Raw genomic sequence first — 26,337 nt, 5'->3', positions numbered from 1 at the left:
GTCAAGACCCTCCGGCGCGCCGCGGCGCCGGAGGGTCGGGGGTCTCTATTCGGCGGCGAGGAACTCCGTCGCCGCCCGCTTGAACGCCCGCGCCGTCACCGCGTTCGCGTGGGTCCGCCCGGGCACCAGGACGACGTCGGGCGCCTCCCCGCCCGCCTCGCGCACCAGCCGCAACAGCTCGGCGCTGGTCTCCGCGAGGTCGTCGCGCTCGCCGGCGACGGCCAGCGTGGGAGACGTCGGCACGGAGCTGGCCGGATCGTAGCGCTGCGACTGGATGGATTCAATGAATGCCAGCACGGTGGCCAGCCCGTCCGAGCGACCGAGCATCTGCTCGCCGGCCCGGGCCGCGCCCAGCAGCTGCTCGGAGACCGGGTCGGACATCGCGTCGGCCCCGTCGGTCGGGTCGAGGACGCGGTGCGCTTCCGCTGTGTCGAACCCGGCCAACGGGTCCACGGCCGCCGCGCCGCCGAGCACGAGGCGCCGCACGCGCTCCGGGTGCCGGCCGGCCAGCTCCCAGCCGAGCCGCGCTCCCAGGGAGTAGCCGATCACGTCCGCGACGCCGACGTGCTCATCGATCACGGAGGCGACCTCTTCGACGAGGTCCGCCGGTGTCCAGTCGGCAGCGGCCGGGGTGTTCCCGTGGCCCGGCAGCTCGACGGCGACGACGCGCCGGCCCGCCTCTGTCAGGTGCCGGATCCAGCCCGTGGCCTCCCAGTTCGCGTGGATCGACGAGGCGAACCCGTGGATCAGGACGACGGGGGGCAGCCCTGCGGCGTCGCCGAAGGCCTGGACGCCGAGTAGTCGGGTTGAGGTCATGGTTCCTCCGTCAGTCATCGAGGTCGACGTTCAGTCGCACCCGCCGCTTCGGCTTCTCGTCCTTCGGGACGGTGCCGATGATCCCGGCGGTGTCGTCGGGGACCTCGAACACGATGAGCGGGTCGCCCACGTCGATCGTCTCACCCGGTCCGCCGTGCGTGCGCACCACGACGCCGGTCTGCGGGCTGGGCAGCTCGAGCGAGCTCTTGGTCGTCTCGACCTCGACGAGCGGCTGGTTGCGCTCGACGTGCTCGCCCTCCTCGACGAGCCACTCGAGGATGGTGGCCTCGATGAGGCCCTCGCCGAGATCGGGCAGGGGGAAGGACAGTTCAGCCACGGCGGTACTCCAATACGCGCTGGATCCCATACAGGATGCGGTCGATGTTCGGGATGTATTCGTTCTCGAGGCTCCCGGAGGGGAACGGCACGTCGAAGCCGGTCACGCGCTCCACCGGGGCCTTGAGCGTGCCGAAGCACCGCTCCGTGATGAGCTGGGAGACCTCGGCGCCCAGGCCCGCGGTCTTCGGGGCCTCGTGCACGACGACGGCGCGCCGCGTCTTGCTGATCGACGCCGCCAGGGCGTCCGCGTCGATGGGGGAGAGCCAGCGCAGGTCGAGGACCTCGACGTCGAGCCCGTCCTCCGCGGCGGCCTCCGCCGCCTGCAGGCACCGGGAGACCATCGCGCCCCACGCGACAAGCGTCAGGTGCCGTCCGGCGCGGGCGACGTGCGCGCCCTCGAGGTTTCCGGGCTCGTCGAAGTCGACCCGGCCCTTCTGCCAGTAGCGCGACTTCGGCTCCATGTAGACCACGGGGTCCGGGCGCTGCGCGGCGTGCCGCAGCAGGTGGTACGCCTGGTGCGGGCTGGACGGGGAGACGACCTTCAGTCCGGCCACGTGGGCGAACAGCCACTCGAGTGACTCCGAGTGCAGCTCGGGGGACTGGATGCCGCCGAAGCTCGGCATGCGCAGCGTGATGGGCATCGGCAGGGCGCCGCGGGTGCGGAAGTTCATCCGGGCGATCTGCGTGACCAGCTGGTTGATCGCCGGGTAGGTGAACCCGTCGAACTGGACCTCGGGGATCGGGTGGTAGCCCGCCATCGCGAGGCCGGCCGACATGCCCAGGATGCCCGACTCCGCCAGCGGGGTGTCGAAGACGCGGTCGGCCCCGAACTTCGCCTGCAGCCCGTCCGTGACGCGGAAGACGCCGCCGAGCCGGCCCACGTCCTCGCCGAGGACGAGCGTGCGCGGGTTCTCCGCGAGCGCGTCGTGCAGCGCCGCGTTGATGGCCTGGTTCATGGACAGGGTCGTCCGTCCGGTGCGCTCTGCGGGGACGGTCCGGCCCGCGCCGGCATCCACCGGCGGGGTGGCTACGGCATTAGACATGATCGGATTCCTCTCGCCATGCGGCGGCCTGCTCGCGCAGGGGTGCCGGCATCTCCTGATAGACGTACTCGAACATCTCGGCCCCCGGCCGGGGCCCCTGGGCCTGGACGTCGGCCCGGACGCGTTCCTCGAATGCCTCGGCCTCGCTCTGAATCGCCGCGACGTCCTCCGCCGTCAGCGCGCCGGCCTCGAGGAGGCGGTCCCTGAGCGCGTCCATGGGGTCCACCCCGCCGTCGCGACGCTCCTCGGCCAGTGAGCGGTAGCGCCCCGGGTCGTCCGACGTCGAGTGGGGGCCGCGCCGGTAGGTCATCGCCTCGACGACGGCGGGTCCCGCGCCGGAGCGGGCGTGGGCGACGGCGGCGCGTGTCGCCTGGACGACCGCCTCGACGTCGTTCCCGTCCACGTGGATCGACGCGATGCCGTAGCCCGCGCCGCGTGCGGCCACCGAGCCGCCGGCGACCTGGCGCTCCGTCGGAACGGAGATGGCCCAGCCGTTGTTCTGGACGAAGAACACGGTCGGCGTCTCGAAGACGCCGGCGAAGTTCATCGCCTCGTGGATGTCGCCCTGCGAGCTCGCTCCGTCGCCGAGGTAGACCAGCGCGACCGGCAGGTCCAGTGGTTCGTCCGCCCCGGCCGCGGCGGCGTCCAGCCGCTGCCCGTGCGCCCACCCGACGGCGTGCAGCGCGGACCCGCCGATCACCGTCTGGATCGGCGTGACCCGGGTTTCGCGGGCGTCGTACATGCCGCCGTTCCACGTCGCCTTGTGGGTCGCCATGTACTCGCCCATATCGACGCCGGCGGCCAGAGCCGCGCCCATCTCGCGGTAGGTCGGGAAGACGAAGTCGCGGGACATGTCGAGCGCGGCCACGCTGCCCACCTGGGCGGCCTCCTGGCCGCGCATCGGCGCGTAGCCGGGGAGGATGCCCTGGCGCTGCCAGGCGATCGCCGACGTGTCCAGGTGCCTCACCTGCGTCATCTGGGAAAAGAGGCGCACCAGCTCGGCGTCGGGCAGAGCGGCGCGGCCGTAGGACAGAGTATTCATGTTTGTGACGGTAGACACGCCAGGGCGGCTATGCAAGGTGCATCATAGAGGGTAGGCAAACTGCACTAATTGCCGAGCCAGAACCCAATAGCCCTAGACAAACTGCAAGGAATATCATGGACACCCTTGACGCCCGAATCGTCGCTCTCTTCACCGGCGACCACAAGATGTCCGTCCTCGAAGCCTCCCGCGCGCTCGCCGTCGCCCGCGCCACTGTCCAGGCGCGGCTGGACAAGCTCCAGGCCGCGGGGGCGATCACCGGGTGGGGGCCGCAGCTGGACCCCGAAGGGATCGGCTACCCCGTGCGCGCCTACTGCTCGCTCGCCATCCACCAGGACGCCGGGCACGACGGCGTCGCCGCCGCGCTCGCCGGTATTCCCGAGGTGCTCGAGCTGCACACCGTCTCCGGCGAGTTCGACCTGCTGGCGTGCGTCGTAGCGCGGTCGAACGCGGATCTGCAGCGCGTGCTCGACGCGGTCCTGGCCACCGGCACTGTGGTGCGGTCGTCGTCGTCGGTCGTGCTGAATACGCCGATCGCGTCGCGCATGCTGCCGCTCGTCGAGGCGGCCGCGGTGCCGGATGAGTTATAGTCGTTGTGACATTAACTCTTCACCGGCGGGATCCATGGAATTTCTGAACGTCTCCGAGCGGGCCGCGACGAGCCCGGAGCTGGCGGTCTCCACCGTGATCTTCTCCCTGCGCCGCGACCGCGGCGCGGACGAGGACAGCCCCCTGCGGCTGTGGATCCCCCTGGTGAGGCGCACCCGCCAGCCGTACCGCGGGCAGTGGGCGCTGCCGGGAGGGCCGCTGGCCGCGGAGCAGTCGCTCCAGTCCGCGGCCGCGGAGAACCTGCGCACGACCACGGGCCTGGTGCCGCGCTACCTCGAGCAGCTCTACGCGTTCGGCGGCACCGACCGCTCGCCGGCGCGGCGGGTCGTCTCGATCGTCTACTGGGCGCTCGTCCGCCAGGCCGACACGAGCGGGGCGCGCGACGACCGGGGCGCGCCCCATTCAGAGCTCATCGAAGACCCCAACGTCGCCTGGTTCCCGGTCGACTCGCCCGAGGTCCGGGAGCAGCTGGCCTTCGACCACGGCCGGATCGTGGAGTACGCGCTCTGGCGGCTGCGGAACAAGGTGACCTACGGGAAGGTCGCCCACCGCCTGCTGGGAGACCGGTTCACGCTCGCCCAGGTCCGCGAGGTGTACGAGGTCGTCCTCGACACGACGCTCGATCCCGCCAACTTTCGGCGCCAGCTCAAGGGCTCGCCGGGCCTGGTCGAGACGGGGGAGCACCTGCACGGCGTCAAGCACCGCCCGCCGAAGCTCTACCGCTACGAAGACCCTGTCACCGCACTGCCCGCCCCGGCCCCTGCCGCCACCGCATCCCCCCAGGAAGGTTCACGAGTATGACAAGCGTCCAAGTCAAGATCCAGAGCTTCGAGACGGCCCGTCCGGCCCCCGGTGCGGCGACGTCGCCGGCCGCCGGCGGCTCGTGCACGCCGGAGCTGGCCGTCTCACCGTGGAATTTCGACGCCGGCTCGCCGGCCTACGGGCCCGGGTCCTCGATGGAGGACGTCGCCCCCGCGGACACGCCGCGCCAGGGCGTGATCCCCGAGGAGTACCGGCTGGCCGACGACGCCGAGCTCGGCGGGCGGATCCGCCGCGCCAAGGAGCAGCTCGGCGAGGATCTCGTGGTGCTCGGGCACTTCTACCAGCGCGACGAGGTCGTCGAGCACGCGGACTTCGTCGGCGACTCCTTCCAGCTCGCCAACGCGGCCCTGTCCCGCGAGGACGCGAAGTACATCGTGTTCTGCGGCGTGCACTTCATGGCAGAGACGGCCGACATCCTCTCCCGCGACGACCAGGCGGTGGTCCTGCCCAACCTGGCGGCCGGCTGCTCGATGGCGGACATGGCCGATTCCTCCAGCGTCGAGGAGTGCTGGGAGCAGCTCATGGAGCTCTACGCGGACGAGGACGACGACGGGCGCGCCGCCGTCGTGCCCGTGACCTACATGAACTCCTCCGCCGCGTTGAAGGGCTTCGTCGGGCGCAACGGCGGAATCGTGTGCACCTCCTCGAACGCGGCGACGGTGCTCGAATGGGCGTTCGAACGCGGCCGGCGGGTCCTGTTCTTCCCCGACCAGCACCTGGGCCGGAACACGGCCAAGGCCATGGGCGTGCCCCTCGAGGCCATGCCCATGTGGAACCCGCGCGCGGCCCTCGGCGGCAACGACGAGCAGACGCTGCGCGACGCCCGCGTGATCCTCTGGCACGGCTTCTGCTCGGTGCACAAGCGCTTCACGGTCGAGCAGATCGAGGGCGCCCGGGCGCAGTTCCCCGAGGTGCAGGTGATCGTCCACCCCGAGTGCCCGATGCCCGTCGTCGACGCGGCCGATGCCGCGGGCTCCACCGATTTCATCCGCAAGGCCGTCGCGGCGGCGACCGAGCCGAGCGTGTTCGCCATCGGCACCGAGGTCAACATGGTCAACCGCCTGGCGGACGAGTACCCGCAGCACACGATCTTCTGCCTCGACCCGGTGGTCTGCCCGTGCTCGACGATGTACCGCATCCACCCGGGCTACCTGGCCTGGGTCCTGGAGGAGCTCGTCGCGGGCCGCGTGGTCAACCGGATCACCGTCGACGAGGGGACGACCGCGCACGCGAAGGTCGCCCTCCAGCGCATGCTCGACGCGAAGCCGTGAGCACCGCCGTCGGAGGGGGCGGGGCGCGTTCGCTGATCATCGTCGGCTCCGGCATCGCCGGGCTCTACGCCGCCCTCGCCGCCGCCGAGCGGTCGCGTGCGGCGGGGGAGCCGGCCGCCACCCTCGTCACGAAGGACCGGCTGCAGGATTCGAACACCTGGTACGCCCAGGGCGGGATCGCCGCGGTCTCGCCGGACTCGGAGGCGGCGGGCGACAGCGTCGCCTCGCACATCGCCGACACCCTGACGGCCGGGGCGCACGCCGGCGACCCGGCCGCCGTCGAGCTCCTCTGCCGCGAGGCGTGGACCCACGTCGAGCGCCTGATCGCGGCCGGAACGGAGTTCGACCGTGCGGAGCGCGGGTTCGCCCTGGGGCTGGAGGGCGCGCATTCGCACGCCCGCATCCTGCACCACGGCGGGGACGCGACGGGCGCCGGCATCGCGTCCGCGCTCATCCGCGCGTGCCGCACCGCCGAGGCCCGCGGCCGCCTGCGGATCCTCGAGAACGCGTTCGTCACGGATCTCGTCCAGCACGACGACGGCACGGTCGCCGGCGTGCGCCTGCTCGCCGGCGGGGCGGCCGGTCCGGACGGGCCGATCCGGGAGCTCGCAGGGGACGCGGTCGTCATCGCGACGGGCGGCATCGGCCAGCTCTACGAATTCACGACCAACCCGTCCGGGGCGACGGGGGACGGGGCGGCGCTGGCTTGGCGGGCCGGCGCCCGGCTCCGCGACCTCGAGTTCATCCAGTTCCACCCCACCCTGCTGGACGCCGCGGCCGTCGGCACCCGCCCGCCCGGGGCGCAGGACGCCCCCACGCTCATGATCTCGGAGGCCGTGCGGGGCGAGGGCGCTGTGCTGCTCGACGGGGCGGGGGAGCGCTTCATGCCCTCCGCCGACCCGCGCGCCGAGCTGTCCCCGCGGGACGTCGTCGCCCGCGCCATCCACGCCCGGCGCCGCGCGACGGGCGGCGTCTTCCTCGACGCCCGCGGGATCGAGCGCAGCCGGGGAGCAGGCTTCCTCGCGGGCCGCTTCCCGGGCATCGTCGCCTCCCTCGCCGCCGCCGGACTGGATCCGGCCCGCGACCTGATCCCGGTGGCCGAGGCCCAGCACTACTGGATGGGCGGGATCGCCACCGATGCCAGCGGGCGGACCGGCGTCGCCGGTCTCTACGCGGTCGGGGAGTCCGCCTGCACCGGGGTCCACGGGGCCAACCGGCTCGCCTCCAACTCGCTGCTGGAGGGCCTCGTCTTCGCCTGGCGCGCCGTCGACGCGGCACTCGCCGGTGCGGCGGCGCCCGCTGCCGCGCCCCGTTCCCGTCCGCGCCGCCCCCTGCGGGGTGCCCCGGACCGGGCGCCGCTGCCCGGCCCGGGCACGGCGGAGCTGTCCGCACGGCTGCGACGGGTCGCCAGCCGGCACCTGGCCGTCGAACGCAACGCACGAGGCCTCCGGGAGGCGGCGTCCGAGGCCGGGCGCATCGCAGCCGAGGCCGAGCGAAGCCTGGGCGGCGGGGAGTCCCGCGCCGTCCACGAGCTCGCGAACCGCGCGCTCCTCGGCCGGCTGATCGCGCGCGCGGCCCTGGCCCGGGAGGATTCGCTCGGGGCCCATTTCCGCAACGACACCGGGCGCCCCGACGGGCACCGCCCGGCACCGACGACACCGACGACATCGACGAGAACCGACAGGGGAGAACGACATGCAGCACAGCCCTTCGCAGCAGCCCAGCATTCGTGAGCGGGCGGTCCTCCGGGCTCCCCGCCCGGTGCCGCGTCCCGCCCTGGAGCGGATCGTGGCCGCGGCCCTCGCGGAGGACGCGCCCGCCGGCGACATCACGGCGGACACGCTGATCGACGACACCGCGACGGCCGTCGGCCGGGTCGTCGCGCGCGAGGCCGGCGTGTGCGCCGGGCTCGCCGCCTTCGCCGCCAGCATGCGCCTCGTGGACGATTCGGTGTCCGTCTCCGAGCACCTCGCCGACGGGGACCGGTTCGCGGCCGGGGACGCCCTGGTCACCGTGAGCGGTCCGGCGCGGGCGCTGCTGACCGGCGAGCGGGTCGGCCTGAACCTCCTGCAGCGGCTCAGCGGCATCGCCACGGCGACGGCGGCCATGGTCGCCGCGGCCGGCGGCGCCGTCTCCGCCAACGGCCACCCGGTCCGGGTCGCCGACACCCGCAAGACGACGCCCGGGCTGCGCGTGCTCGAACGCTACGCCGTGAGGTGCGGCGGCGGGTACAACCACCGGGACAACCTCAGCGAGGCCGTCATGGCCAAGGACAACCACCTCGCCCTGCTCGGCACCGGCGGGGAGCTGACCCGGGCCCTGCGCCGGGCCAGGGAGCAGCTGGGCCACACCGTGCACTTCGAGGTGGAGATCGACCGCCTGGACCAGCTCGAGCCCGTCGTCGAGGCCGGTGTGGACACGGTCATGCTCGACAACTTCGCGCTGGCCGACCTGGCCGAGGGCGTGCGCCGGGTCGCCGGACGCTGCCTGGTGGAGGCCTCGGGCAACGTCCGCGCCGAGACCATCGGCGAGATCGCGGCCACGGGTGTCGACGTCGTCTCCTCGGGCGCGCTGACGCACAGCGTGCGCTCCCTGGACCTCGGCCTCGACTTCGAGGCCGCGACGGGCGGCGGGGCGTCGTGATCTACATGGATGCGGCCGCCACGGCGCCGACGCGGCAGGACGTCCTGCAGACGGTCTGGCCTCTGCTCACCAACGACTTCGGCAACCCGTCCAGCCGGCACGAGCTCGGCGCCTCGGCCGCCCGCGCCCTCTCGTTCGCGCGCGGCACGTCGGCGGCGGCGCTCGGCGTGCGCGAGAACGACGTGGTCTTCACCTCCGGGGGGACCGAGTCGAACAACCTCGCCCTCAAGGGCCTGGCGCTGGCGGCGCCGCGCGGCCGGCACCTGGTCGTCAGCGCGGTCGAGCACTCGTCCGTGCGCAACGCCGCCCGGTACCTGGCCGAGCACCACGGCTTCGAGCTGACCGTCGTGGGGGTGGACCGGCGGGGCCGGGTCGACCCCGCCGACGTGGCGCGCGCGCTGCGCGAGGACACGACCCTCGTGTCCGTCATGGCCGTGAACAACGAGGTCGGAACGATCCAGCCGATCGCCGAGATCGCCGGAGCCGCGCGCGCCGCCGGGGCGCTGGTGCACACCGATGCCGTGCAGGCGGCCGGCTGGCTCGACCTCGCCGAGCTCGCGGGCGGGGTCGACGCGCTGACCGTCTCCGGCCACAAGATCGGGGGCATCAAGGGGGCCGGGCTGCTCATGGTCCGCGCGCGCCTGCCGCTGGCGGAGCAGCTCGGCGGCGGCGGCCAGGAGCGCGGCCGCCGCGGCGGAACCGAGAACGTGGCGGGGGCGGTGGCGACGGCGCTCGCGCTGCAGCACGCCGCGCGGGCCGCGCGGGACGACGACGGACGGGCGGCGGGGTTCGGCACCCACCTGCGCGACGCCGTCGTGCAGGACCTGCAGGACCGGGCGGTGCCCACGGGCCACCCGGAGCAGCGGGTACCCGGGATCGTCTCGTTCTGCTTCCCGGGGACGGCAGGGGAGGCGGTCCTGCTCGAGCTGGAGCGCCGCGGCATCCAGTGCTCCTCGGGCTCGGCGTGCCACGCGGACAGCGACGAGCCCTCGCCCGTCCTCCTCGCGATGGGCTACGCGCCGGACCTGGCGCTGACCTCGGTCCGGCTGAGTTTCACGCGCGACGTGAAGGAGGCCGAGATCACGCAGACGGCACGCGCCCTGGTCGCCGCCGTCCGGGCGGTCGCCCCCGGGGCATAGAACAGCCCGGGCGCCGTTCGCAACGGGCGCCCGGGCTGTTCGCGCCGGGAGGTCAGGAGGGCCCGACCGAATCGCTGAGGGCCTGTGTGAGCCGGCGCAGCTGGCACAGCTCGTCCCGGCTGAGCCCCTCCGCCATCACCTCGTTGATGTGCCTCACGTGGGCCCGGCCGATGCGCTGCTGCACCTCGGCGCCCGCCTCCGTCAGCGTGATCAGGACGGCCCGGGCGTCCGCCGGGTCGGCGATGCGGGCGACGAGTCCGCGGGTCACGAGCCGGTCGATCATGCGGGAGAGGCTCGGCTGGCTGAGCAGCAGGTGCTCGTTCAGGTCGCCGAGCCGCAACCCGCAGTCGGGGGCCCGCTTGAGGTTGAACAGGACGTCGTACTCGCGCATGTTCAGCTCGCGGAAGTCCGGCAGGGTCTGCAGCCGGCGCATGATCGTCACCTGGCAGCGGAACAGGGATTCCCAGGCCAGCGCGGTCTCCCGCACGTTCGGGGGCTCCGGTTGATCAGCCATTCTCGATCGCCTCGGCCTGCTCGTTCTTCATCTGGGCCGGCTTCACGCCGGCCTGCTTCGCCGCCGTCAGGCTCGCGTGCGTGGGGGCGTCCGGGTGGTCGGCCGGCTTGCGCTTGGCGTACTCGGCGCGCAGCTCCGGCAGGACGTGCTCGCCGAACATGTCCAGCTGGTTCAGCACGGTCTTCAGCGGCAGGCCGGCGTGGTCCACCAGGAACAGCTGCCGGTGGTAGTCGCCGAAGTACTCCTGGAAGGACAGGGTCTTCTCGATGACCTCCTGCGGGCTGCCGACGGTGAGCGGGGTCTGCGAGGTGAAGTCCTCCATCGACGGGCCGTGGCCGTAGACCGGGGCGTTGTCGAAGTAGGGGCGGAACTCGCGGGCCGCTTCCTGGGAGGTCTTGCCCAGGTAGAACTGGCCGCCGAGACCCACGAACGCCTGGTCGGCGCGGCCGTGGCCGTAGTGTTCGAAGCGCTCGCGGTAGAGGCTGATGAGCTGCTGGTAGTGCTCCTTCGGCCAGAAGATGTTGTTGGCGAAGAAGCCGTCGCCGTAGTAGGCGGCGATCTCGGCCACCTGTGGCGTGCGGATCGAGCCGTGCCAGACGAACGGCGCGACGTCGTCGAGCGGGCGCGGCGTCGAGGTGAAGTTCTGCAGCGGGGTGCGGAACTTGCCGTCCCAGGTCACGGAGTCCTCGTTCCACAGGCGGTGCAGCAGATGCGCGTTCTCGACGGTCAGATCGACCGAGTCCTGCATGTTCTTGCCGAACCACGGGTACACCGGTGCGGTGTTGCCGCGGCCGAGGACGAGGTCGACGCGGCCGTCGGAGAGGTGCTGCAGCATCGCGAAGTCTTCGGCGATCTTCACCGGATCGTTGGTGGTGATCAGCGTGGTGGCCGTCGAGAGGATGATCCGCTCGGTCTGCGCCGCGATGTGCGCGAGCGTCGTGGTCGGGGACGAGGAGAAGAAGGGCGGGTTGTGGTGCTCGCCGATGGCGTAGACATCCATGCCGATCTCCTCGACCTTCTTGGCGATCGCCACCGATGCCTTGATGCGGTCGTTCTCGGACGGAGTCGTGTTGTTGGTGGGGTCGGTCGTGATGTCGCTGACGCTGAAGACGCCGATCTGCATGGTGTGCTCCTTTGTTCGGTGGCCTTGAAGCCAGTATGCCACATTTATATGTGTTTGCATACAATAGCGTTCGACCCGCCGGCGTTATTCCCGGCCGTGCGCTCCGCAGACGAGAGAAGACCCGGCAGGTGCCTGCCGGGTCTTCTGGATCAGCGTCGGGGCCGGCTCAGGAGTCGAGCTCGAGCGCCTTGTCGGTCGCCGCAGTCACGTCGGCGAGCAGCGCGGGGTTCTCGTTCAGACGCTGGCCGAAGCTCGGGATGATCTCCGTGAGCTTCGACTCCCAGCCGCCGAACTGGGACGGGAAGCAGCGGCGCAGGACCTCGAGCATGATCGGCGCGGCCGTGGAGGCGCCCGGCGAGGCGCCGAGCAGGCCGGAGATCGAGCCGTCCGAGCTCGTGATGACCTCGGTGCCGAACTGGAGCACGCCGCCCTTCTTCGCGTCCTTCTTGATGACCTGCACGCGCTGGCCGGCGGTGATCAGCTCCCACTCGTCGCCGTCGGCCTCCGGGTAGTACTCGCGCAGCGCGTCGTCCTTCTTGGTGCGCGACTTGAGGACCTCCTTGACGAGGTACTTGGTCAGGTCGAGGTTGTCCTTGCCGACCGCGAGCATCGGGAGGATGTTGCTCGGGCTGATGGACAGCGGCAGGTCGAGGTAGGAGCCCGACTTGAGGAAGTTCGTCGAGAATCCGGCGTAGGGGCCGAACATCAGGGAGCGCTTGCCGTCGACGAAGCGCGTGTCCAGGTGGGGCACCGACATGGGCGGGGCGCCGACGGATGCCTGGCCGTAGACCTTCGCGTGGTGTCGTTCGATGGTGGAGTCGCTGGTGTTGCGCAGGAACTGGCCGGAGACGGGGAAGCCGCCGAAGCCCTTGATCTCGTCGATGCCCGCGGACTGCAGCAGGCGCAGCGCGCCGCCGCCCGCGCCGACGAAGACGAACTTCGCGTTGACCTTGCGCTTCTCGCCGGTCGCGTTGTTCTTCACGGAGATCTGCCAGCCGGAGCCGTCGCGGCTCAGTCCGAGGACCTTGTGCCCGAAGTTCAGCTCGACGCCCGACGCCCCGAGGTGCGTCGTCAGCTGGCGCGTCAGCGATCCGAAGTCGACGTCGGTGCCCGTGGTGAACCGCGATGCGGCCACGCGCTGGGACTCGTTGCGGCCCTCGGCCACCAGCGGCGCCCAGTCCGCGATGGTGGAGAGGTCCTCGGTGTGCTCGATGTTCTCGAACAGCGGCTGCGTGCGCAGGGCGTCGCGACGGGCTTGCAGGTAGTCGGAGTTGTCGTCGCCGATGACGAAGCTCATGTGCGGCAGGGCGTTGATGAACGACTTCGGGGGGCCGATGAGGCCCTGCTCGACCATGAAGGCGTAGAACTGGCGGGAGACCTGGAACTGCTCGTTGATGCCGACGGCCTTGGCGGGGTCGACCCGGCCGTCCTGGCCCGCGGGCGTGTAGTTGAGCTCGCACAGTGCCGAGTGCCCGGTGCCGGCGTTGTTCCACGGCCCCGAGGACTCCAGGCCGGCCTCGTCCAGATTCTCGAAGAGGCTGATCGTCCAGTTGGGCTCGAGCTGCTTGATGAGCGTGCCGAGCGTGGCAGACATGACGCCGCCGCCGATGAGCGCGACGTCGATGTTCTGGGTGGCAGGTGTGGCGGGCACAGGCATTCTCCGTCGAAAGGCGAGGTTTTACCGAAAGGTTAGCGCGTCCACGTCAGCGCACCGAAATTCAGGGCCCGGACGGGCGTCAGGTTGTGACCATCCTCACCCGGTCGAGGGGCTCGTCGAGGACGGGGCTCACCGGGTAGGCGGTGACGTCGGTCGTGACGGTCAGCGCGGAGATCGGGAAGGCCAGCGGCAGGGCCGGAACGTCCCGGGCGAGGACCTCGCCGATGGCCCGGTACGCTGCGGTGCGCTCCGGGGTTTCGGGCATCGACCGCGCCGCGGCGATGTGGGTCCTCAGGGTTGCCGAGTCGTACCCGAACTGCTGGTCGGCACTGGCGAAGATCGACCCCAGGAAGTGGTCGGGGTCGCGGTAGGAGCCCGTCCAGCCGAGGAGGTGGAAGCCGGCGTGCTCGCCGCCGAAGATGGCTTCGATGTACCCGTCGGACCAGTCCAGCGGGACCGGCTTGATGTTGAACCCGGCCGTCGTGAGCTGGGCGCTGATCTCGGCGTAGATCCGCTCGGGCAGCGGCAGGTAGCCGCGGGTGACGTTGAGGGGGTACAGGAACGGGATCGGCTCGCCGTCGTACCCGGATTCCTCGAGCAGGCGTTCGGCCTCGTCCGGGTCGTAGCCGTAGTACGTTGCCGGCGGTTCCACGCCGAGGCTCGGCGGGGTGAAGGCCTTGGCCTCGTCCGTGCCCGCGATGAAGTGGTTCTCGATGACCTGGGAGCGCTGGATCGCGTGCGAGACGGCCTGGCGGACCGGCAGCGAGGCGAGGGGCCCCGACGACTGGTTCATGCCGAGGTAGAGCACGGAGAAGGGGTCGCGCTGGAGGATCTGCTGGCCGCTGCGCACGAGCTCGCGCATCTCGTTGACCGTCACGGCGTCGAACCCGTCCAGCGAGCCGTCGAGCAGGGACCGCAGTCTCGAATCCCCGTCGCGCAGGACCCGGAACTCGACCCGTTCGACGGCTTCCGGGGTCGTGTGCCAGTACTCGTCGAAGCGCTCGAGGGAGTAGGTCCCGTCGCTCGCACCGGTGTACCGGTACGGTCCGGTGCCGACCGGCGCTTCGGGGGTCGACGACGGCGCTGCGACCGCCAGACCGGGGATCGTGAGGGCCTGGACGAGCCCGGTGAGCGGGGCGTTGAGTTCGAGGACGAACGTCTCCTCGTCCTCGGCGCGGCAGCCGGCGAAGTAGCTCTCTCCCGCGGCGATGGCCTCCGGGACCTCGGGCATCCGGCCCAGCGCCTCCTGCGTCAGGCCGTCGAGCGTCGGCTCGTCGTCGGACGGGGCCGGCAGTTCGGAGGCGCGGTGGTGGAAGACCGCGTCGAAGGAGAGGGCGTCCTGGGAGGCCGCGTCGCCGATGCTGGCGGCCCAGCGCTCGAAGTTCTGCACGACGACGTCGGCCGTCAGCTCGGTGCCGTCGTGGAAGGTGACACCGGGGCGCAGTGTGAACGTGTAGGCGAGGCCGTCGTCCGACGCCTCCCACGAGGAGGCCAGGGCGGGGCGCGGGGCGCCGCTCTCGGGGTCGACACCCACGAGGCCCTCGAAGATCTGGCGGGTGACACGGTGGGATTCGGCGTCGGTGACCATCGACGGATCGAGGGAGACGGGCGCGGCCGGTGTGCCGAGTCTGAACGTGAGCGGCCCGGTCGGCGACGGCGAGGGGGATGCGGACGGTGCGGGCGCCGGCGTCGTGCTGCAACCGCTGAGGCCGAGCAGGGCGGCGGACCCGAGCCCGGCGCCGAGGCCGAAAAGCGCGCGGCGGGAGAGACCCGAGGCCGAGCCCGGGGCTGCGGCCGTTCCGGGGGACTGGAGGTTGCCGGGGTTCAACGCGCGGTCTCCTTGCTGCCTTGTGGTGGGGGCGGTGTTGCGGACGGTTCCGCCGACTGGACCGTAGGGTGCCGATACTGAAAACCGACCGGCGCGGCGCCGGTCGGTCGGGATGGTGCGAGCGGGGGGACTTGAACCCCCACGTCCGAAGACACTGGAACCTAAATCCAGCGCGTCTGCCAATTTCGCCACGCTCGCGTGCGACCCGCCGCGGCACACGGCTGCAAGCGGACCAATCCAGTGTAGCGGACCGGCCTCCGCGGCGGGGTCGGGGATCGCTAGTCGAGCCCCAGATCCCGACGGAGTTTCGCGACATGGCCGGTGGCGCGCACGTTGTACTGTGCGAGTTCGACCGTGCCGTCCTCGCCGACGACGATCGTCGAGCGGATCAGGCCCTCGTAGACCCTGCCGTAGTTCTTCTTCTCGCCCCAGGCGCCGTAGGCCTCGGCGACGGCGTGGTCCTCGTCGGAGAGCAGGGGGAAGGTCAGGGTCTCCTTCTCGACGAACTTCGCCAGCTTGGCGGGCTTGTCGGGGGAGATGCCGAGCACCTTGTATCCGGCGGCCTCGAGCGGGGCCAGGCTGTCGCGGAAGTCGCAGGCCTGCTTCGTGCAGCCCGGGGTCGACGCCGCCGGGTAGAAGTACACGATGACCTTGCGGCCGCGCAGATCGGAGAGCTTGACCTGCTGCTCATCGGACGTCGTCAGCTCGAAGTCGGGGGCGGGCGTTCCCGGGGTCAGGCGTTCTGCCATGTGGTCCTCCTCGTGTCGGGTTAAACCAAAAGGAGGCCAGCCTCGCGGCTGACCTCCTTTTCCTGGTGCACCCCTCGGGACTTGAACCCGAAACCTACTGATTAAGAGTCAGTTGCTCTGCCAATTGAGCTAGAGGTGCATTATGCGGTGCGATCGGGCCTTTTCGCTGCCCTGTCGCGTTCGCAACGAGATAAAACAATACATGCCCTGAGTAGGCCGTGCAAATCGGAATGCCTCGTTGAGGCACACCTCACATATTCCGTTGCGGACGGCCCCGGAGCAGTCCTCTTTATGCCCCTGCACGCGCGGGCGCGCACGCGTAGCTAAGGGCGGCTACGCGGATGACGCGGAGGCGAGCTCGTCGACACGGGTCATGAACTCGTCCATGAAACCGACGAAGTCCGCCGCGTCCGACTCCTGCTCCAGCAGCGTGCGGGTGCCGCCCTCGGGGGAGACCGAGGGCGGGACCTCGATGCTCGGGTAGGCGGCGACCTCGAAGCGGAAGACGCGCCCCGTGCTGGTGCCGACTTCGAATCCCCCGTCGCGAACCTCGGCGAGGTGGGAGAGGTTCGTCAGGTTGACCGACACGGCCGCATCGCGCGGCATGAGGGTCGAGGGGTTGACCGGGGCGATGACGAGTTCCAGCGGCTGGCGCCGGAATCCGACGATGAAGGACCCGCTCCCGCCCGCGCTGCCCGCGGCGTAGACCAGGTTGTAGCTGCCGAAGTTGGGGATCTGATCGTCGAACGCGCGATGCAGGTGCGCCTTCAGTGCCGAATCGCTCAGATTCCCATTCGTCTCGTAGGCCATGCCGCCAGTCTATGGGTGGGCCCTGACAGATTGCTGGACATCGTTACGAGATCTGGTCACGGGTTCTCCGTTGGGAATGCGACGTGCCTAGAATCGCGGATATGACGCAGGACTCCACACCAGACATCAAGCCACGCAGTCGCGCCGTCACGGACGGGATCCATGCCGCTCCGGCCCGCGGCATGCTCCGCGCCGTCGGCATGGGCGACGACGACTTCGCCAAGCCGCAGATTGGCATCGCCAGTTCGTGGAACGAGATCACCCCCTGCAACCTCTCCCTCAACCGGCTGGCGCAGGGTTCCAAGGAGGGCGTGCACGCGGGCGGCGGCTACCCGATGCAGTTCGGGACGATCTCCGTCTCCGACGGCATCTCCATGGGGCACGAGGGCATGCACTTCTCGCTCGTCTCGCGCGAGGTCATCGCCGACTCGGTCGAGACCGTCATGATGGCCGAGCGCCTCGACGGCTCGGTCCTCCTCGCCGGCTGCGACAAGTCCCTCCCGGGCATGCTCATGGCGGCGGCGCGGCTGAACCTCGCCTCCGTCTTCCTGTATGCCGGGACGATCATGCCGGGCTTCGCGCAGATGTCCGACGGCACGGAGCGCGAGGTCACCCTCATCGACGCCTTCGAGGCCGTGGGAGCCTGCGCGGCCGGCACCATGAGCGAGAAGGATCTCGACGCGATCGAGCGCGCGATCTGCCCGGGCGAGGGCGCCTGCGGCGGCATGTACACGGCGAACACGATGGCGTCCATCGGCGAGGCGCTCGGCATGTCTCTGCCGGGCTCGGCGGCCCCGCCGTCGGCCGACCGCCGCCGCGACATGTACGCCCACAAGTCCGGCGAGGCCGTCGTCGAGATGCTGCGCAAGGGCATCCGCGCCCGCGACATCCTGACCAAGGAGGCGTTCGAGAACGCGATCGCCGTCACCATGGCGTTCGGCGGCTCCACCAACGCCGTCCTGCACCTTCTGGCGATCGCCCGCGAGGCCGAGGTCGAGCTGACCCTCGACGACTTCAACCGCATCGGCGACAAGGTCCCGCACCTGGCCGACATGAAGCCGTTCGGCAAGCACGTCATGTTCGACCTGGACAAGATCGGCGGCGTGCCCGTCGTCATGAAGGCCCTGCTCGACGCCGGCCTGCTGCACGGGGACTGCCTCACCGTCACGGGCAAGACCGTCGCCGAGAACCTCGCCGACATCGCGCCGCCGGATGTCGACGGCAAGATCCTGCGCCACATGGACAACCCGCTCCACAAGACGGGTGGCGTCACCGTGCTGCACGGATCGCTCGCCCCGGAGGGAGCGGTCGTGAAGTCGGCCGGCTTCGACGCGGACGTCTTCGAGGGCACCGCCCGCGTGTTCGAGCGCGAGCAGGGGGCGCTCGAGGCCCTGGACCGCGGCGAGATCGCGGCCGGCGACGTCGTCGTCATCCGCTACGAGGGCCCGAAGGGCGGACCCGGCATGCGCGAGATGCTCGCCATCACCGGCGCCATCAAGGGCGCCGGCCTCGGCAAGGACGTGCTCCTCCTGACCGACGGCCGCTTCTCCGGCGGCACGACCGGCCTGTGCATCGGGCACGTGGCCCCGGAGGCCGTCGACGGCGGCCCGATCGCGTTCGTCCGGAACGGCGACACGATCCGCGTCGACATCGCAGCGCGCTCCTTCGACCTCCTGGTCGACGAGGCCGAGCTGGAGTCCCGCAAGGAGGGCTGGGAGCCGTTGCCGGCCCGCTTCACTAAGGGTGTGCTGGCCAAATACACCAAGCTGGTCAAGTCGGCCAGCGTCGGAGCCTACTGCGGTTAACCGCTGGCGCAGTACGACGGCGGGAGGCGGCCGCGCGCGGCCGTGGCGCCTTCCGCCGTCGTCCTGTAGTGTCCAAAGAGTGAAATGAATGTCCAAATAGTGAGACGGTGAGCGTGGCTCGTTGACACCCGTCGTGGGGGCGGGAAAACTGGGTGGCATGCAGAACATCACCACCGTCCTACGAGTTACCGAGCGCGTGGCCTGAATCCCAACACGGACAGCCCCTTGGTTGGACAGGTGACGCGCCACTCCCCACTGAAGCCGCAATCGGCCAGAGGGGTTTTTTTATGCGCGAAAGAAGAGAAGAGAAGGAAGAATCCATGACTAACGGATCCGACATCAGCCCAGCGCTGGCGGCCAAGGCTGCAAGTCGCACCAAGGATGCTGCTCCTGTCTCTTCCGCAGTGGAGGCCGGCGGTCCCGTCCAGGGACCGAACAACACGGTGGCCCCCACGGAGATGACTGGCTCACAAGCCATCGTCCGCTCACTGGAAGAACTGGGCGTCAAAGACGTCTTCGGGTTGCCGGGCGGGGCCATCCTCCCCACCTACGACCCCCTGATGGACTCGAGCGTGCTCAACCACGTGCTCGTCCGTCACGAGCAGGGCGCCGGCCACGCCGCCCAGGGCTACGCCATGGTGACCGGGGAGGTGGGCGTCTGCATCGCGACGTCCGGCCCCGGCGCCACCAACCTCGTCACGGCGATCGCCGACGCGCACATGGACTCGGTGCCCCTCGTGGCGATCACCGGCCAGGTCAACAGCGCCGTGATCGGCTCGGACGCGTTCCAGGAGGCCGACATCGTCGGCATCACGATGCCGATCACGAAGCACTCGTTCCTGGTCTCCGACCCGGAGGAGATCCCGCGCGTGCTGGCCGAGGCGTTCCACATCGCCAGCTCCGGCCGGCCCGGTCCCGTCCTGGTGGACGTGACCAAGGACGCCCAGCAGGCCGGCATGGTGTTCCAGTGGCCGCCGAAGATCGACCTGCCCGGGTACAAGATCGTCACCAGGGGGCACGCCAAGCAGCTGCGCGAGGCGGCCAAGCTCATGGCCGGCGCCAAGCGGCCCGTGTTCTACGTCGGCGGCGGCGTCATCAAGGCGCATGCCTCGCACGAACTGATCGAGCTCGCCGAGTACGTGGGCGCGCCGGTGGCGACGACGCTGCAGGCCCGTGGCGCCTTCCCCGACTCGCACGAACAGCACGTGGGCATGCCGGGCATGCACGGCTCGGTCTCCGCGGTGACCGCGCTGCAGCAGTCCGACCTGCTGATCACGCTCGGCGCACGGTTCGACGACCGGGTGACCGGCGTCCTCTCCACGTTCGCGCCCAATGCCAAGGTCATCCACGCGGACATCGACCCCGCCGAGATCTCCAAGAACCGCACGGCGGACGTCCCGATCGTGGGCGACGTCAAGGAGATCCTCCCCGAGCTGCTGGCGGCCTACAAGACGCAGATCGACGGCGAGAAGCCCGACCTGACGTCGTGGTGGGCGACGCTCAACCGGCTGCGCGAGACCTACCCGATGGGCTTCACGGAGCCGAACGACGGGCTGTCGGCGCCGCAGCAGGTCATCCAGCGGATCGGCGAGATGACGGGCCCGGAGGGCGTGTACGTCGCCGGCGTCGGCCAGCACCAGATGTGGGCCGCCCAGTTCGTGAAGTACGAGCGGCCGCACCAGTGGCTGAACTCCGGCGGACTCGGAACCATGGGCTACTCCGTTCCGGCGGCCATGGGCGCGAAGGTCGGCAACCCCGACCGCGTGGTCTGGGCCATCGACGGGGACGGCTGCTTCCAGATGACCAACCAGGAACTGGCCACGTGCGTGATCAACCAGATCCCCATCAAGGTCGCGATCATCAACAACTCGTCGCTCGGCATGGTGCGGCAGTGGCAGACCCTGTTCTACGAGGGCCGCTACTCGAACACCGACCTGAACACCGGGCACGGCACGGTGCGCGTGCCGGACTTCGTGAAGCTGGCCGAGGCCTACGGCGCCGTCGGCCTGCGCTGCGAGAGCGCCGAAGACATCGACGCGACCATCGCCCAGGCGCTCGAGATCAACGACCGTCCCGTGGTCGTCGACTTCGTCGTCAGCCGGGACTCCATGGTCTGGCCGATGGTGCCCGCCGGCGTCAGCAACGACGCCATCCAGATCGCCCGCAACATGACTCCCGACTGGGAGCAGGAGGACTAGACATGGCACGTCATACGCTTTCCGTGCTGGTCGAGGACGTCCCGGGCGTCCTGACCCGCGTCGCCGGACTCTTCGCCCGCCGTTCCTTCAACATCGACTCCCTCGCCGTGGGGCCGACCGAGCACCAGGGGATCTCCCGCGTGACCGTCGTCGTCGATGCGGAAGGAGACCTGCTCGAACAGGTCACCAAACAGCTGAACAAGCTCATCAACGTTCTCAAGATCGTAGAACTGACGCCCGAATCCTCCGTGCAGCGAGACCACATCCTGGTCAAGGTCCGCGCGGACGCCGTCACCCGGCTGCAGGTAACTCAGGCGGCCGACCTCTTCCGCGCCTCGGTGGTGGACGTGTCCACCGACTCACTCGTCATCGAGGCCACCGGCACCGTCGAGAAGCTCCATGCGCTCCTCGGCGTCCTCGAGCCCTTCGGGATCAAGGAGATCGTGCAATCCGGAACGCTCGCCATCGGGCGCGGCGCGAAATCCATGTCGGAGCGCGCACTCCGCTCCGCCTCCGCATAAAGCTTCCAAGACCAGTCCTATCCAAGGAGTAAAAGTGACCGAACTGTATTACGACGACGACGCCGACCTGTCGATCATCCAGGGCAAGAAGGTGGCCGTCATCGGCTACGGCTCCCAGGGGCACGCCCACTCGCTGAACCTGCGCGACTCCGGCGTCGACGTCCGCGTCGGCCTGAAGGAGGGCTCCACCTCCCGCGCCAAGGCCGAGGAAGAGGGCCTGACCGTCGGCACGCCGGCGGAGGTTTCCGCCTGGGCCGACGTCGTGGTCGTCCTCGCGCCGGACCAGGTCCAGCGCCACCTGTACGCCAACGACATCGCGGCCAACCTCAAGGACGGCGACGCGCTGGTCTTCGGCCACGGCTTCAACATCCGCTTCGGCTACATCACGGCCCCGGACGGCGTCGACGTCATCCTCGTCGCCCCGAAGGCCCCGGGCCACACCGTGCGCCGCGAGTTCGTCGCCGGCCGCGGAATCCCGGACATCATCGCGGTGGAGCAGGACGCCACGGGCACCGGCTGGGACCTCGCCAAGTCGTACGCCAAGGGCATCGGCGGCACGCGCGCCGGCGTCATCAAGACGACCTTCACCGAGGAGACCGAGACCGACCTCTTCGGCGAGCAGGCCGTCCTCTGCGGCGGCATGTCCCACCTGGTGCAGGCGGGCTTCGAGACGCTGACCGAGGCCGGCTACCAGCCGGAGATCGCCTACTTCGAGGTGCTGCACGAGCTCAAGCTGATCGTCGACCTCATGTGGGAGGGCGGCATCGCCAAGCAGCGCTGGTCCATCTCCGACACCGCCGAGTACGGCGACTACGTCTCCGGCCCGCGCGTCGTGACCGACGACGTCAAGAAGTCGATGCAGGCGATCCTCGCCGACATCCAGTCGGGGGCCTTCGCCAAGCGCTTCATCGACGACCAGGACAACGGCGGTGCCGAGTTCCTGAAGCTGCGCGAGAAGGAGGCCGGCCACCCGATCGAGGAGACCGGCAAGAACCTGCGCTCGCACTTCGCGTGGAGCCAGCAGGACGACGACTACAACGAGGGCAGCGCCGCGCGCTAAACAGGCGGCCGTTTCACCCGGGAAGCCCGGCTCCGACTAGGGGCCGGGCTTCTTCGCGTCATGGTGCACAGGCGTAGAATGGTGGTATGAATCGCGCCACGTCCAACACGATTTCCGCCGGCCCGGCACGACGTCGCCGGCGTGGGATCGCGCTCGCCTCCATTGCCGCGCTGGTGCTCGCCGGCACCGCCTACGCAGCGCCCGCGACCCGCGCCGACGCGGCCACCCGGATCCCCGTATCGTTCGAATTCGACGGAGCCGGATGGGGCCACGGCGTGGGCATGAGCCAGTACGGGGCCAAGGGGCGGTCCATGAATGGCCACTCTGCGACATCCATCCTGGAGCACTACTACGCCCCGGCGGACGTGACCACCTCGGCCACGTACGCGACCAGCGACATCCACGTCCAGCTCGTCAAGACCGGGCAGACCACCATTACACCGCGCAACGGATCCCTGCGCATCCGGGTCGACGGCCGCTGGGTCGTCACGGGGAGTCCGGTCGTCTTCACGGCCGACGGCGACTACGTGTTGGTCAGCGGCGGCGTTCGGGCCCGCGGTACACAGCTGGACGTCGAGTGGCAGCGGACCCGCGCCTGGCCGCAGGGGAGCGGGAACACCACGGTCACCGTGACGGGCGCCGACGCCGGGGAGCCCGGGGAGTACCGGCACGGCCGCATCAGGGTTGGAGCTCTGGACGGGCAGGTCAATGTGCTCAACAAGCTTCGCCTCAACGACGAGTACCTGTACGGCGTCGACGAGATGCCCTCTCTGTGGGGCGATTCGGCGCTGCAGTCCCAGGTGATTGCGGCCCGCACCTACGCCATGCGCAACAAGGCCTCCTTCCGGCCCGGCTGCGCCTGCCACGTGTTCGACGACTCGCGGTCGCAGAAGTTCTCCGGCTGGGAGAAGGAGTCCCAGGGCCCTGAAGGCAGGTACGGGGCGCGATGGCGTGCGGCGGTCGACGCGACGGTGAACACCTCGGGTGGAGAGCCCACCTCGGCGCGGGTTATTGTCCACAACGGCGGCCTGATCGATGCCGTGTACTTCTCCTCGTCCGGGGGCAAGACTCGGGCGGCCGCCTCCGTCTGGGGAACGGACGTGGCGTACCTGCAGTCGCGTGACGACCCGGAATCGATCAGCTCCGCCGTGGGCAACCCGTACAGCACCTGGAGCAAGACGGTACCGCAGGCAACGGTGGCCGGGGCCTTCGGGCTCGGCGACGTCGTCGAGGTGCGGCGCAGGAACGGCACCGACGGTGCGGTATCGACGGCCACCGCCGTCTCCTCCGGTGGACGGACCGCCAGCATCTCCGGGGTCGACCTGAGGAACAAATTGGGGTTGCGCAGCGCCGACGTCAACGCGGTGGACCCGGTCTTCCAGACCTATGCGGTCGGCCGCATCCACGGCCCCGACCGGTACGCCACCGCGGCCGCCGTGTCGCGGCACGGGTTCCCCTCCGGAACAGACGTGGTCTACGTGGCGACGGGCGGCGACTATGCGGACGCCCTCGTCGCGGCGCCTGCCGCAGCCCACGACGGCGCCCCGCTGCTGCTGACGCGTTCGGCGTCGCTCCCGGCGGAGACGCGGACGGAGATCGAGCGGCTGGGGCCGAGTCGCATCGTCGTCGTCGGGGGGCGCGGGGCCGTCAGCGACGCGGTGTTCGCCGAACTTGATCGCTTGGCCGCGGCGACCCGAAGGGGCGGGGCGGACCGGTACGCGACCGCCGTGGAGGTCTCTGCCGGCGCGTTCGGTTCGGCGGCGGATGCCTACGTGGCGACCGGGGCGAACTATCCCGACGCGCTCTCCGCCTCGTCCGTCGCCGCCGCGCAGGACCGACCCGTGCTGCTGGTCCGGGGCAGCGCCGGCACCGTCTCCGGCACCACACGGGACGGTCTCAGGCGGCTCGGTGTGGATCGCGTCACCGTCGCCGGCGGCCCCGGAGCGGTGTCCGCGAGCCTCTTCGACTCCCTCGCCGAATTCTCACCCGTCCGCCGCTACGGTGCGGACAGGTACGCGACGAACCGGGCGCTGAACGGCTCGTCGACGCCCGGATACGCGACCGGATCGGCCGCCTACCTTGCTACGGGCTACGACTACCCGGACGCGCTGGCCGGAGCGGCGGTAGCCGGGAAGAACCGTTGGTCCCTCTACCTCAGCCGGACCGACTGTGTCCCCGACGCCACGTTGGCGCACCTCGACGCGAGCGCTGCCCGCAGCGTGCTCCTCCTGGGCGGCACGGGCGTGCTCAGCGGGGACGTCGCGGCGTTGAAGGCCTGCTGACTCAGAAGCAGGGCTCCAGATCGCCGACGGAGTCATGCACAATTGCCGAACCGCCGAGGAGCGTCAGCCGGGAGACGCTGGAATCCAGGATGTCCGCTCGGGCCTGCTGAGCGATACAGTTGCGCTTCGCAAGGTACAGCGGGGCGTCGCGGGTACCGGCGACGGCCGCCCCGGAGATGGCGTCCGGGAAGCTGTAGCCGGTGGCGAAGTAGGCCTCCGATGCTCCAGAGACGAGGCCGGCGTTGAGCTTGTGGTTCGTCGCGTAGCGGTCGGCGCCGTAGACCCGGTAGGGCGAGAACTCCCGCAGCGAATCGGCGACTGCCCGCGAAACGATTGCCGGTCCGCCGACCACGACGACCTTCGAGACGCCGAGGGAACGCAGAGTGCGCAGATTCGTCTCACCAGCGGAGCCACTGCTCCCGCGGACTAGAATTACCGGTGCACCTTCGGAGCCGGCGACGGCGGCCGCGGAGAGTGCGTCGGGATACGAACCGCCGGTCACCGCATAGGCGCGGTTCGCCGAGGGGAAGGCCCCGCGGATCACTGCCGTCGCGGTCTCGTACCGGTCCGCACCCGAATGGCGGACGACGGTCGGGACGATCTCGTCGATCTGCGCGGCGGCCTTCCTGGACACGGCGCCCGTGCCGCCCACGATCACGGCACTGCTCGGATTCAGGCGCCGCACCTCGGCGAGAACCTCCGAGGGCACGGACGCCGACTTGGTCAACAGGAGGGCGGCACCCCGATGGGCAGCAGCGGGGGCGGCCACCAGTGCGTCCGCGTAGTTCTCGCCGGTGGCGATGTATACCTTCTTGGCACCGTTCGGGTGCGAGCGCTGGGCTGCCTCGACCGACGTCGTGTAGCGCGTATCGCCGGACAGGCGGGTGTCCGAGACTGTCCGGCGGGCCTCCTCGTATTTCATGTAGGCGCCGGCGTCGGAACGGAACTGGGTGAGGTATGTGTAGATGTTGTCGCCCGGGCACGTGGTGTATCCGACGTCCCTGTGGCCGATGACCCTGTTGATCGTCACCCTCTGACCGGCGGGGTATCTGCCTCCGCCACCGGCGGTCAGGGTCACCTTGCCCGCCGGATCGTAGCCCCAGTACTTGGCCTGCCAGGCGACGATCCGGGTGAGGGAGTTCCGGACGGACCACGTCGGCTTCGCGTACCGGTAGTCGCCGAGGACGGAGACGCCGAAGGTGTCGCTGTTCCACCCGGCGGCGTGGGTGGCGATGCGGGCCTTCGTGACTCCGCCGCCGCGACCCTCGTAGATGTTGCCGAATTTGTCGACCAGCATGTGGTAGCCGATATCGCACCACGTCGGATTCTTGGCGATGTGGAAATTCTGGATGCCGCGCAGGATGGACGGGACCTGCCAGGCCTCGTAGGCATTGGATCCAGCCGTGTGGTGGATGATCGTGGCGTGCTTCTGGTCCGCGTTTCCGAGATCGCAGACGGGAGCCCGCGCGCCCCATGATTCCCGCGGGATGACCTGCTGGAGGACGCTGTTGCTCGTGGACGACTGCATCTTGGCGATGCCCGCCTGCGTGACCTGCCGGTCGACGTCGGTCACCTCCGAGGCGTACGCCTCCACAGTAAGGGATTCCGTGTTGGCGTCGGGCGCCGTCGGCCTGATCTGGATCTCCTCGGCGTTCACGATCGCCAACGGGTCGTAGATCTCCGCTCCGTGCGCTTCGTCGTCGGGACCGTCGTGGGAGTCGCTGGGAACTTCGGCCCAGTCGCCCCAGGATTCGCCCGTCAGGACGCGGTACTGGGCGTGCGGTTCCGGCCCCTCCCACGAGATGGAGACGACGACGGGCGCCGACGGGGACGCGTCGATGCTCACGACGTCGGCCTCTTGGACGGCGGAGAGCTCGTCGAGCTCGGCCGCCGGGTTGCCGGGTCCCTCTGGAATGCCGGGTCCCTCCGTCGTGGAGGCTGTGGGAGCCGCAGGCTCGTCCGCATGGACCGGCGACGAGCCGGCCGCGACGAGTACGAGGGTCGCGAGGCCGACGGCCAGCGTTCGGGGTGAGGGTCTCATGATGGTGGCGTCTTCCGCTCTGATC

22 protein-coding genes and 2 tRNA genes are annotated in these 26,337 nt (G+C 70.2%); 11 read left to right on the top strand and 13 right to left on the bottom strand.

Annotated features, from left to right (window positions below; all coding sequences use genetic code 11):
* Positions 1-45: 45 nt before the first annotated feature.
* The 4 genes from IE069_RS10085 to IE069_RS10070 all read right to left on the bottom strand — a co-directional run bounded on the left by IE069_RS10085 (position 46) and on the right by IE069_RS10070 (position 3,240).
* Positions 46-816 (bottom strand): alpha/beta fold hydrolase, encoded by a 771-nt coding sequence (locus IE069_RS10085; protein ID WP_189350122.1) that lies wholly within the window; start codon positions 814-816, stop codon positions 46-48.
* A gap of 10 nt (positions 817-826) precedes the next feature.
* On the bottom strand, positions 827-1,153 hold the full coding sequence (locus IE069_RS10080) for a biotin/lipoyl-containing protein (RefSeq protein WP_189350120.1): 327 nt from the start codon (positions 1,151-1,153) through the stop codon (positions 827-829).
* Positions 1,146-2,111 (bottom strand): alpha-ketoacid dehydrogenase subunit beta, encoded by a 966-nt coding sequence (locus tag IE069_RS10075; RefSeq protein WP_229791087.1) that lies wholly within the window; start codon positions 2,109-2,111, stop codon positions 1,146-1,148. Before IE069_RS10075 ends, IE069_RS10080 begins: the two co-directional genes overlap by 8 nt.
* Positions 2,112-2,190: 79 nt before the next feature.
* Positions 2,191-3,240: a thiamine pyrophosphate-dependent enzyme gene (locus IE069_RS10070; protein ID WP_189350116.1), complete on the bottom strand. Its 1,050-nt coding sequence runs from the start codon at positions 3,238-3,240 to the stop codon at positions 2,191-2,193.
* 116 nt (positions 3,241-3,356) lie between these two features.
* Here IE069_RS10070 and IE069_RS10065 point away from each other — a divergent pair, with 116 nt between their 5' ends.
* From IE069_RS10065 to IE069_RS10040, 6 genes are read left to right on the top strand one after another with little or no spacing between them, the layout of a single operon-like run.
* Entirely contained in the window at positions 3,357-3,830 is a 474-nt protein-coding gene (locus tag IE069_RS10065) for an Lrp/AsnC family transcriptional regulator (protein WP_189350114.1), read from the top strand.
* A gap of 34 nt (positions 3,831-3,864) precedes the next feature.
* On the top strand, positions 3,865-4,650 hold the full coding sequence (locus IE069_RS10060) for an NUDIX hydrolase (protein WP_189350112.1): 786 nt from the start codon (positions 3,865-3,867) through the stop codon (positions 4,648-4,650).
* Positions 4,647-5,942, top strand: a complete 1,296-nt coding sequence (gene nadA, locus IE069_RS10055; protein WP_189350110.1) for a quinolinate synthase NadA — start codon at positions 4,647-4,649, stop codon at positions 5,940-5,942. The genes IE069_RS10060 and nadA overlap by 4 nt, the downstream gene beginning before the upstream one ends.
* On the top strand, positions 5,939-7,675 hold the full coding sequence (gene nadB / locus IE069_RS10050; RefSeq protein ID WP_189350108.1) for an L-aspartate oxidase: 1,737 nt from the start codon (positions 5,939-5,941) through the stop codon (positions 7,673-7,675). The genes nadA and nadB overlap by 4 nt, the downstream gene beginning before the upstream one ends.
* Complete coding sequence (gene nadC, locus IE069_RS10045) at positions 7,638-8,585, top strand: carboxylating nicotinate-nucleotide diphosphorylase (RefSeq protein WP_189350106.1); 948 nt, start codon at positions 7,638-7,640, stop codon at positions 8,583-8,585. Before nadB ends, nadC begins: the two co-directional genes overlap by 38 nt.
* A 5-nt stretch (positions 8,586-8,590) precedes the next feature.
* Positions 8,591-9,724, top strand: coding sequence for a cysteine desulfurase family protein (locus IE069_RS10040; protein ID WP_308425385.1), 1,134 nt, complete (start codon positions 8,591-8,593; stop codon positions 9,722-9,724).
* Positions 9,725-9,776: 52 nt separating this feature from the next.
* Here the strand turns inward: IE069_RS10040 and IE069_RS10035 are convergent, their stop codons facing one another.
* From IE069_RS10035 to IE069_RS10000, 8 genes are all read right to left on the bottom strand, one after another.
* Positions 9,777-10,238 carry a MarR family winged helix-turn-helix transcriptional regulator gene (locus tag IE069_RS10035; RefSeq protein WP_189350102.1) on the bottom strand — a complete coding sequence of 154 codons (462 nt, stop codon included), beginning with the start codon at positions 10,236-10,238 and terminating at the stop codon, positions 9,777-9,779.
* Positions 10,231-11,361, bottom strand: coding sequence for a CE1758 family FMN-dependent luciferase-like monooxygenase (locus IE069_RS10030; protein ID WP_189350100.1), 1,131 nt, complete (start codon positions 11,359-11,361; stop codon positions 10,231-10,233). The genes IE069_RS10035 and IE069_RS10030 overlap by 8 nt, the downstream gene beginning before the upstream one ends.
* Before the next feature lie 166 nt (positions 11,362-11,527).
* On the bottom strand, positions 11,528-13,018 hold the full coding sequence (locus tag IE069_RS10025; RefSeq protein ID WP_189350098.1) for a malate:quinone oxidoreductase: 1,491 nt from the start codon (positions 13,016-13,018) through the stop codon (positions 11,528-11,530).
* 79 nt (positions 13,019-13,097) lie between these two features.
* Positions 13,098-14,846 (bottom strand): ABC transporter substrate-binding protein, encoded by a 1,749-nt coding sequence (locus tag IE069_RS10020; RefSeq protein WP_189350096.1) that lies wholly within the window; start codon positions 14,844-14,846, stop codon positions 13,098-13,100.
* A 113-nt stretch (positions 14,847-14,959) separates the two neighbouring features.
* Positions 14,960-15,044 (bottom strand) — tRNA-Leu (locus IE069_RS10015).
* A gap of 80 nt (positions 15,045-15,124) precedes the next feature.
* Positions 15,125-15,595: a thioredoxin-dependent thiol peroxidase gene (gene bcp, locus IE069_RS10010; protein WP_189350094.1), complete on the bottom strand. Its 471-nt coding sequence runs from the start codon at positions 15,593-15,595 to the stop codon at positions 15,125-15,127.
* Positions 15,596-15,658: 63 nt separating this feature from the next.
* Positions 15,659-15,734: transfer RNA gene (locus tag IE069_RS10005), tRNA-Lys, on the bottom strand.
* 194 nt (positions 15,735-15,928) lie between these two features.
* Entirely contained in the window at positions 15,929-16,405 is a 477-nt protein-coding gene (locus IE069_RS10000) for a hypothetical protein (RefSeq protein WP_189350092.1), read from the bottom strand.
* Between the two features lie 101 nt (positions 16,406-16,506).
* On the opposite strand from IE069_RS10000, the gene ilvD reads away from it, so the two are divergent.
* The 5 genes from ilvD (at position 16,507) to IE069_RS09975 (ending at position 24,271) form a co-directional block, all read left to right on the top strand.
* Positions 16,507-18,210, top strand: coding sequence for a dihydroxy-acid dehydratase (gene ilvD / locus IE069_RS09995; RefSeq protein WP_373287810.1), 1,704 nt, complete (start codon positions 16,507-16,509; stop codon positions 18,208-18,210).
* Positions 18,211-18,530: 320 nt separating this feature from the next.
* A complete protein-coding gene (locus tag IE069_RS09990; protein ID WP_189350090.1) occupies positions 18,531-20,408 on the top strand; it encodes an acetolactate synthase large subunit in 1,878 nt (625 codons plus the stop codon).
* Between the two features lie 2 nt (positions 20,409-20,410).
* The gene (ilvN, locus tag IE069_RS09985) at positions 20,411-20,929 is read left to right on the top strand and encodes an acetolactate synthase small subunit (protein ID WP_189350088.1); all 519 of its coding nucleotides are present in this window, start codon (positions 20,411-20,413) and stop codon (positions 20,927-20,929) included.
* Positions 20,930-20,963: 34 nt separating this feature from the next.
* Positions 20,964-21,989 (top strand): ketol-acid reductoisomerase, encoded by a 1,026-nt coding sequence (ilvC, locus tag IE069_RS09980; protein WP_189350086.1) that lies wholly within the window; start codon positions 20,964-20,966, stop codon positions 21,987-21,989.
* Positions 21,990-22,075: 86 nt separating this feature from the next.
* Positions 22,076-24,271 (top strand): cell wall-binding repeat-containing protein, encoded by a 2,196-nt coding sequence (locus IE069_RS09975; RefSeq protein WP_189350084.1) that lies wholly within the window; start codon positions 22,076-22,078, stop codon positions 24,269-24,271.
* A 1-nt stretch (position 24,272) separates the two neighbouring features.
* Here IE069_RS09975 and IE069_RS09970 read toward each other — a convergent pair whose 3' ends face one another.
* Positions 24,273-26,312: a cell wall-binding repeat-containing protein gene (locus IE069_RS09970; protein ID WP_189350081.1), complete on the bottom strand. Its 2,040-nt coding sequence runs from the start codon at positions 26,310-26,312 to the stop codon at positions 24,273-24,275.
* Between the last annotated feature and the right edge of the window lie 25 nt (positions 26,313-26,337).

This window comes from Zhihengliuella salsuginis, from assembly GCF_014651715.1.
GTDB lineage: Bacteria > Actinomycetota > Actinomycetes > Actinomycetales > Micrococcaceae > Zhihengliuella > Zhihengliuella salsuginis.
Note: the sequence above shows the minus strand (reverse complement) of the source record. Positions and strands in the feature narration are given on the sequence as shown.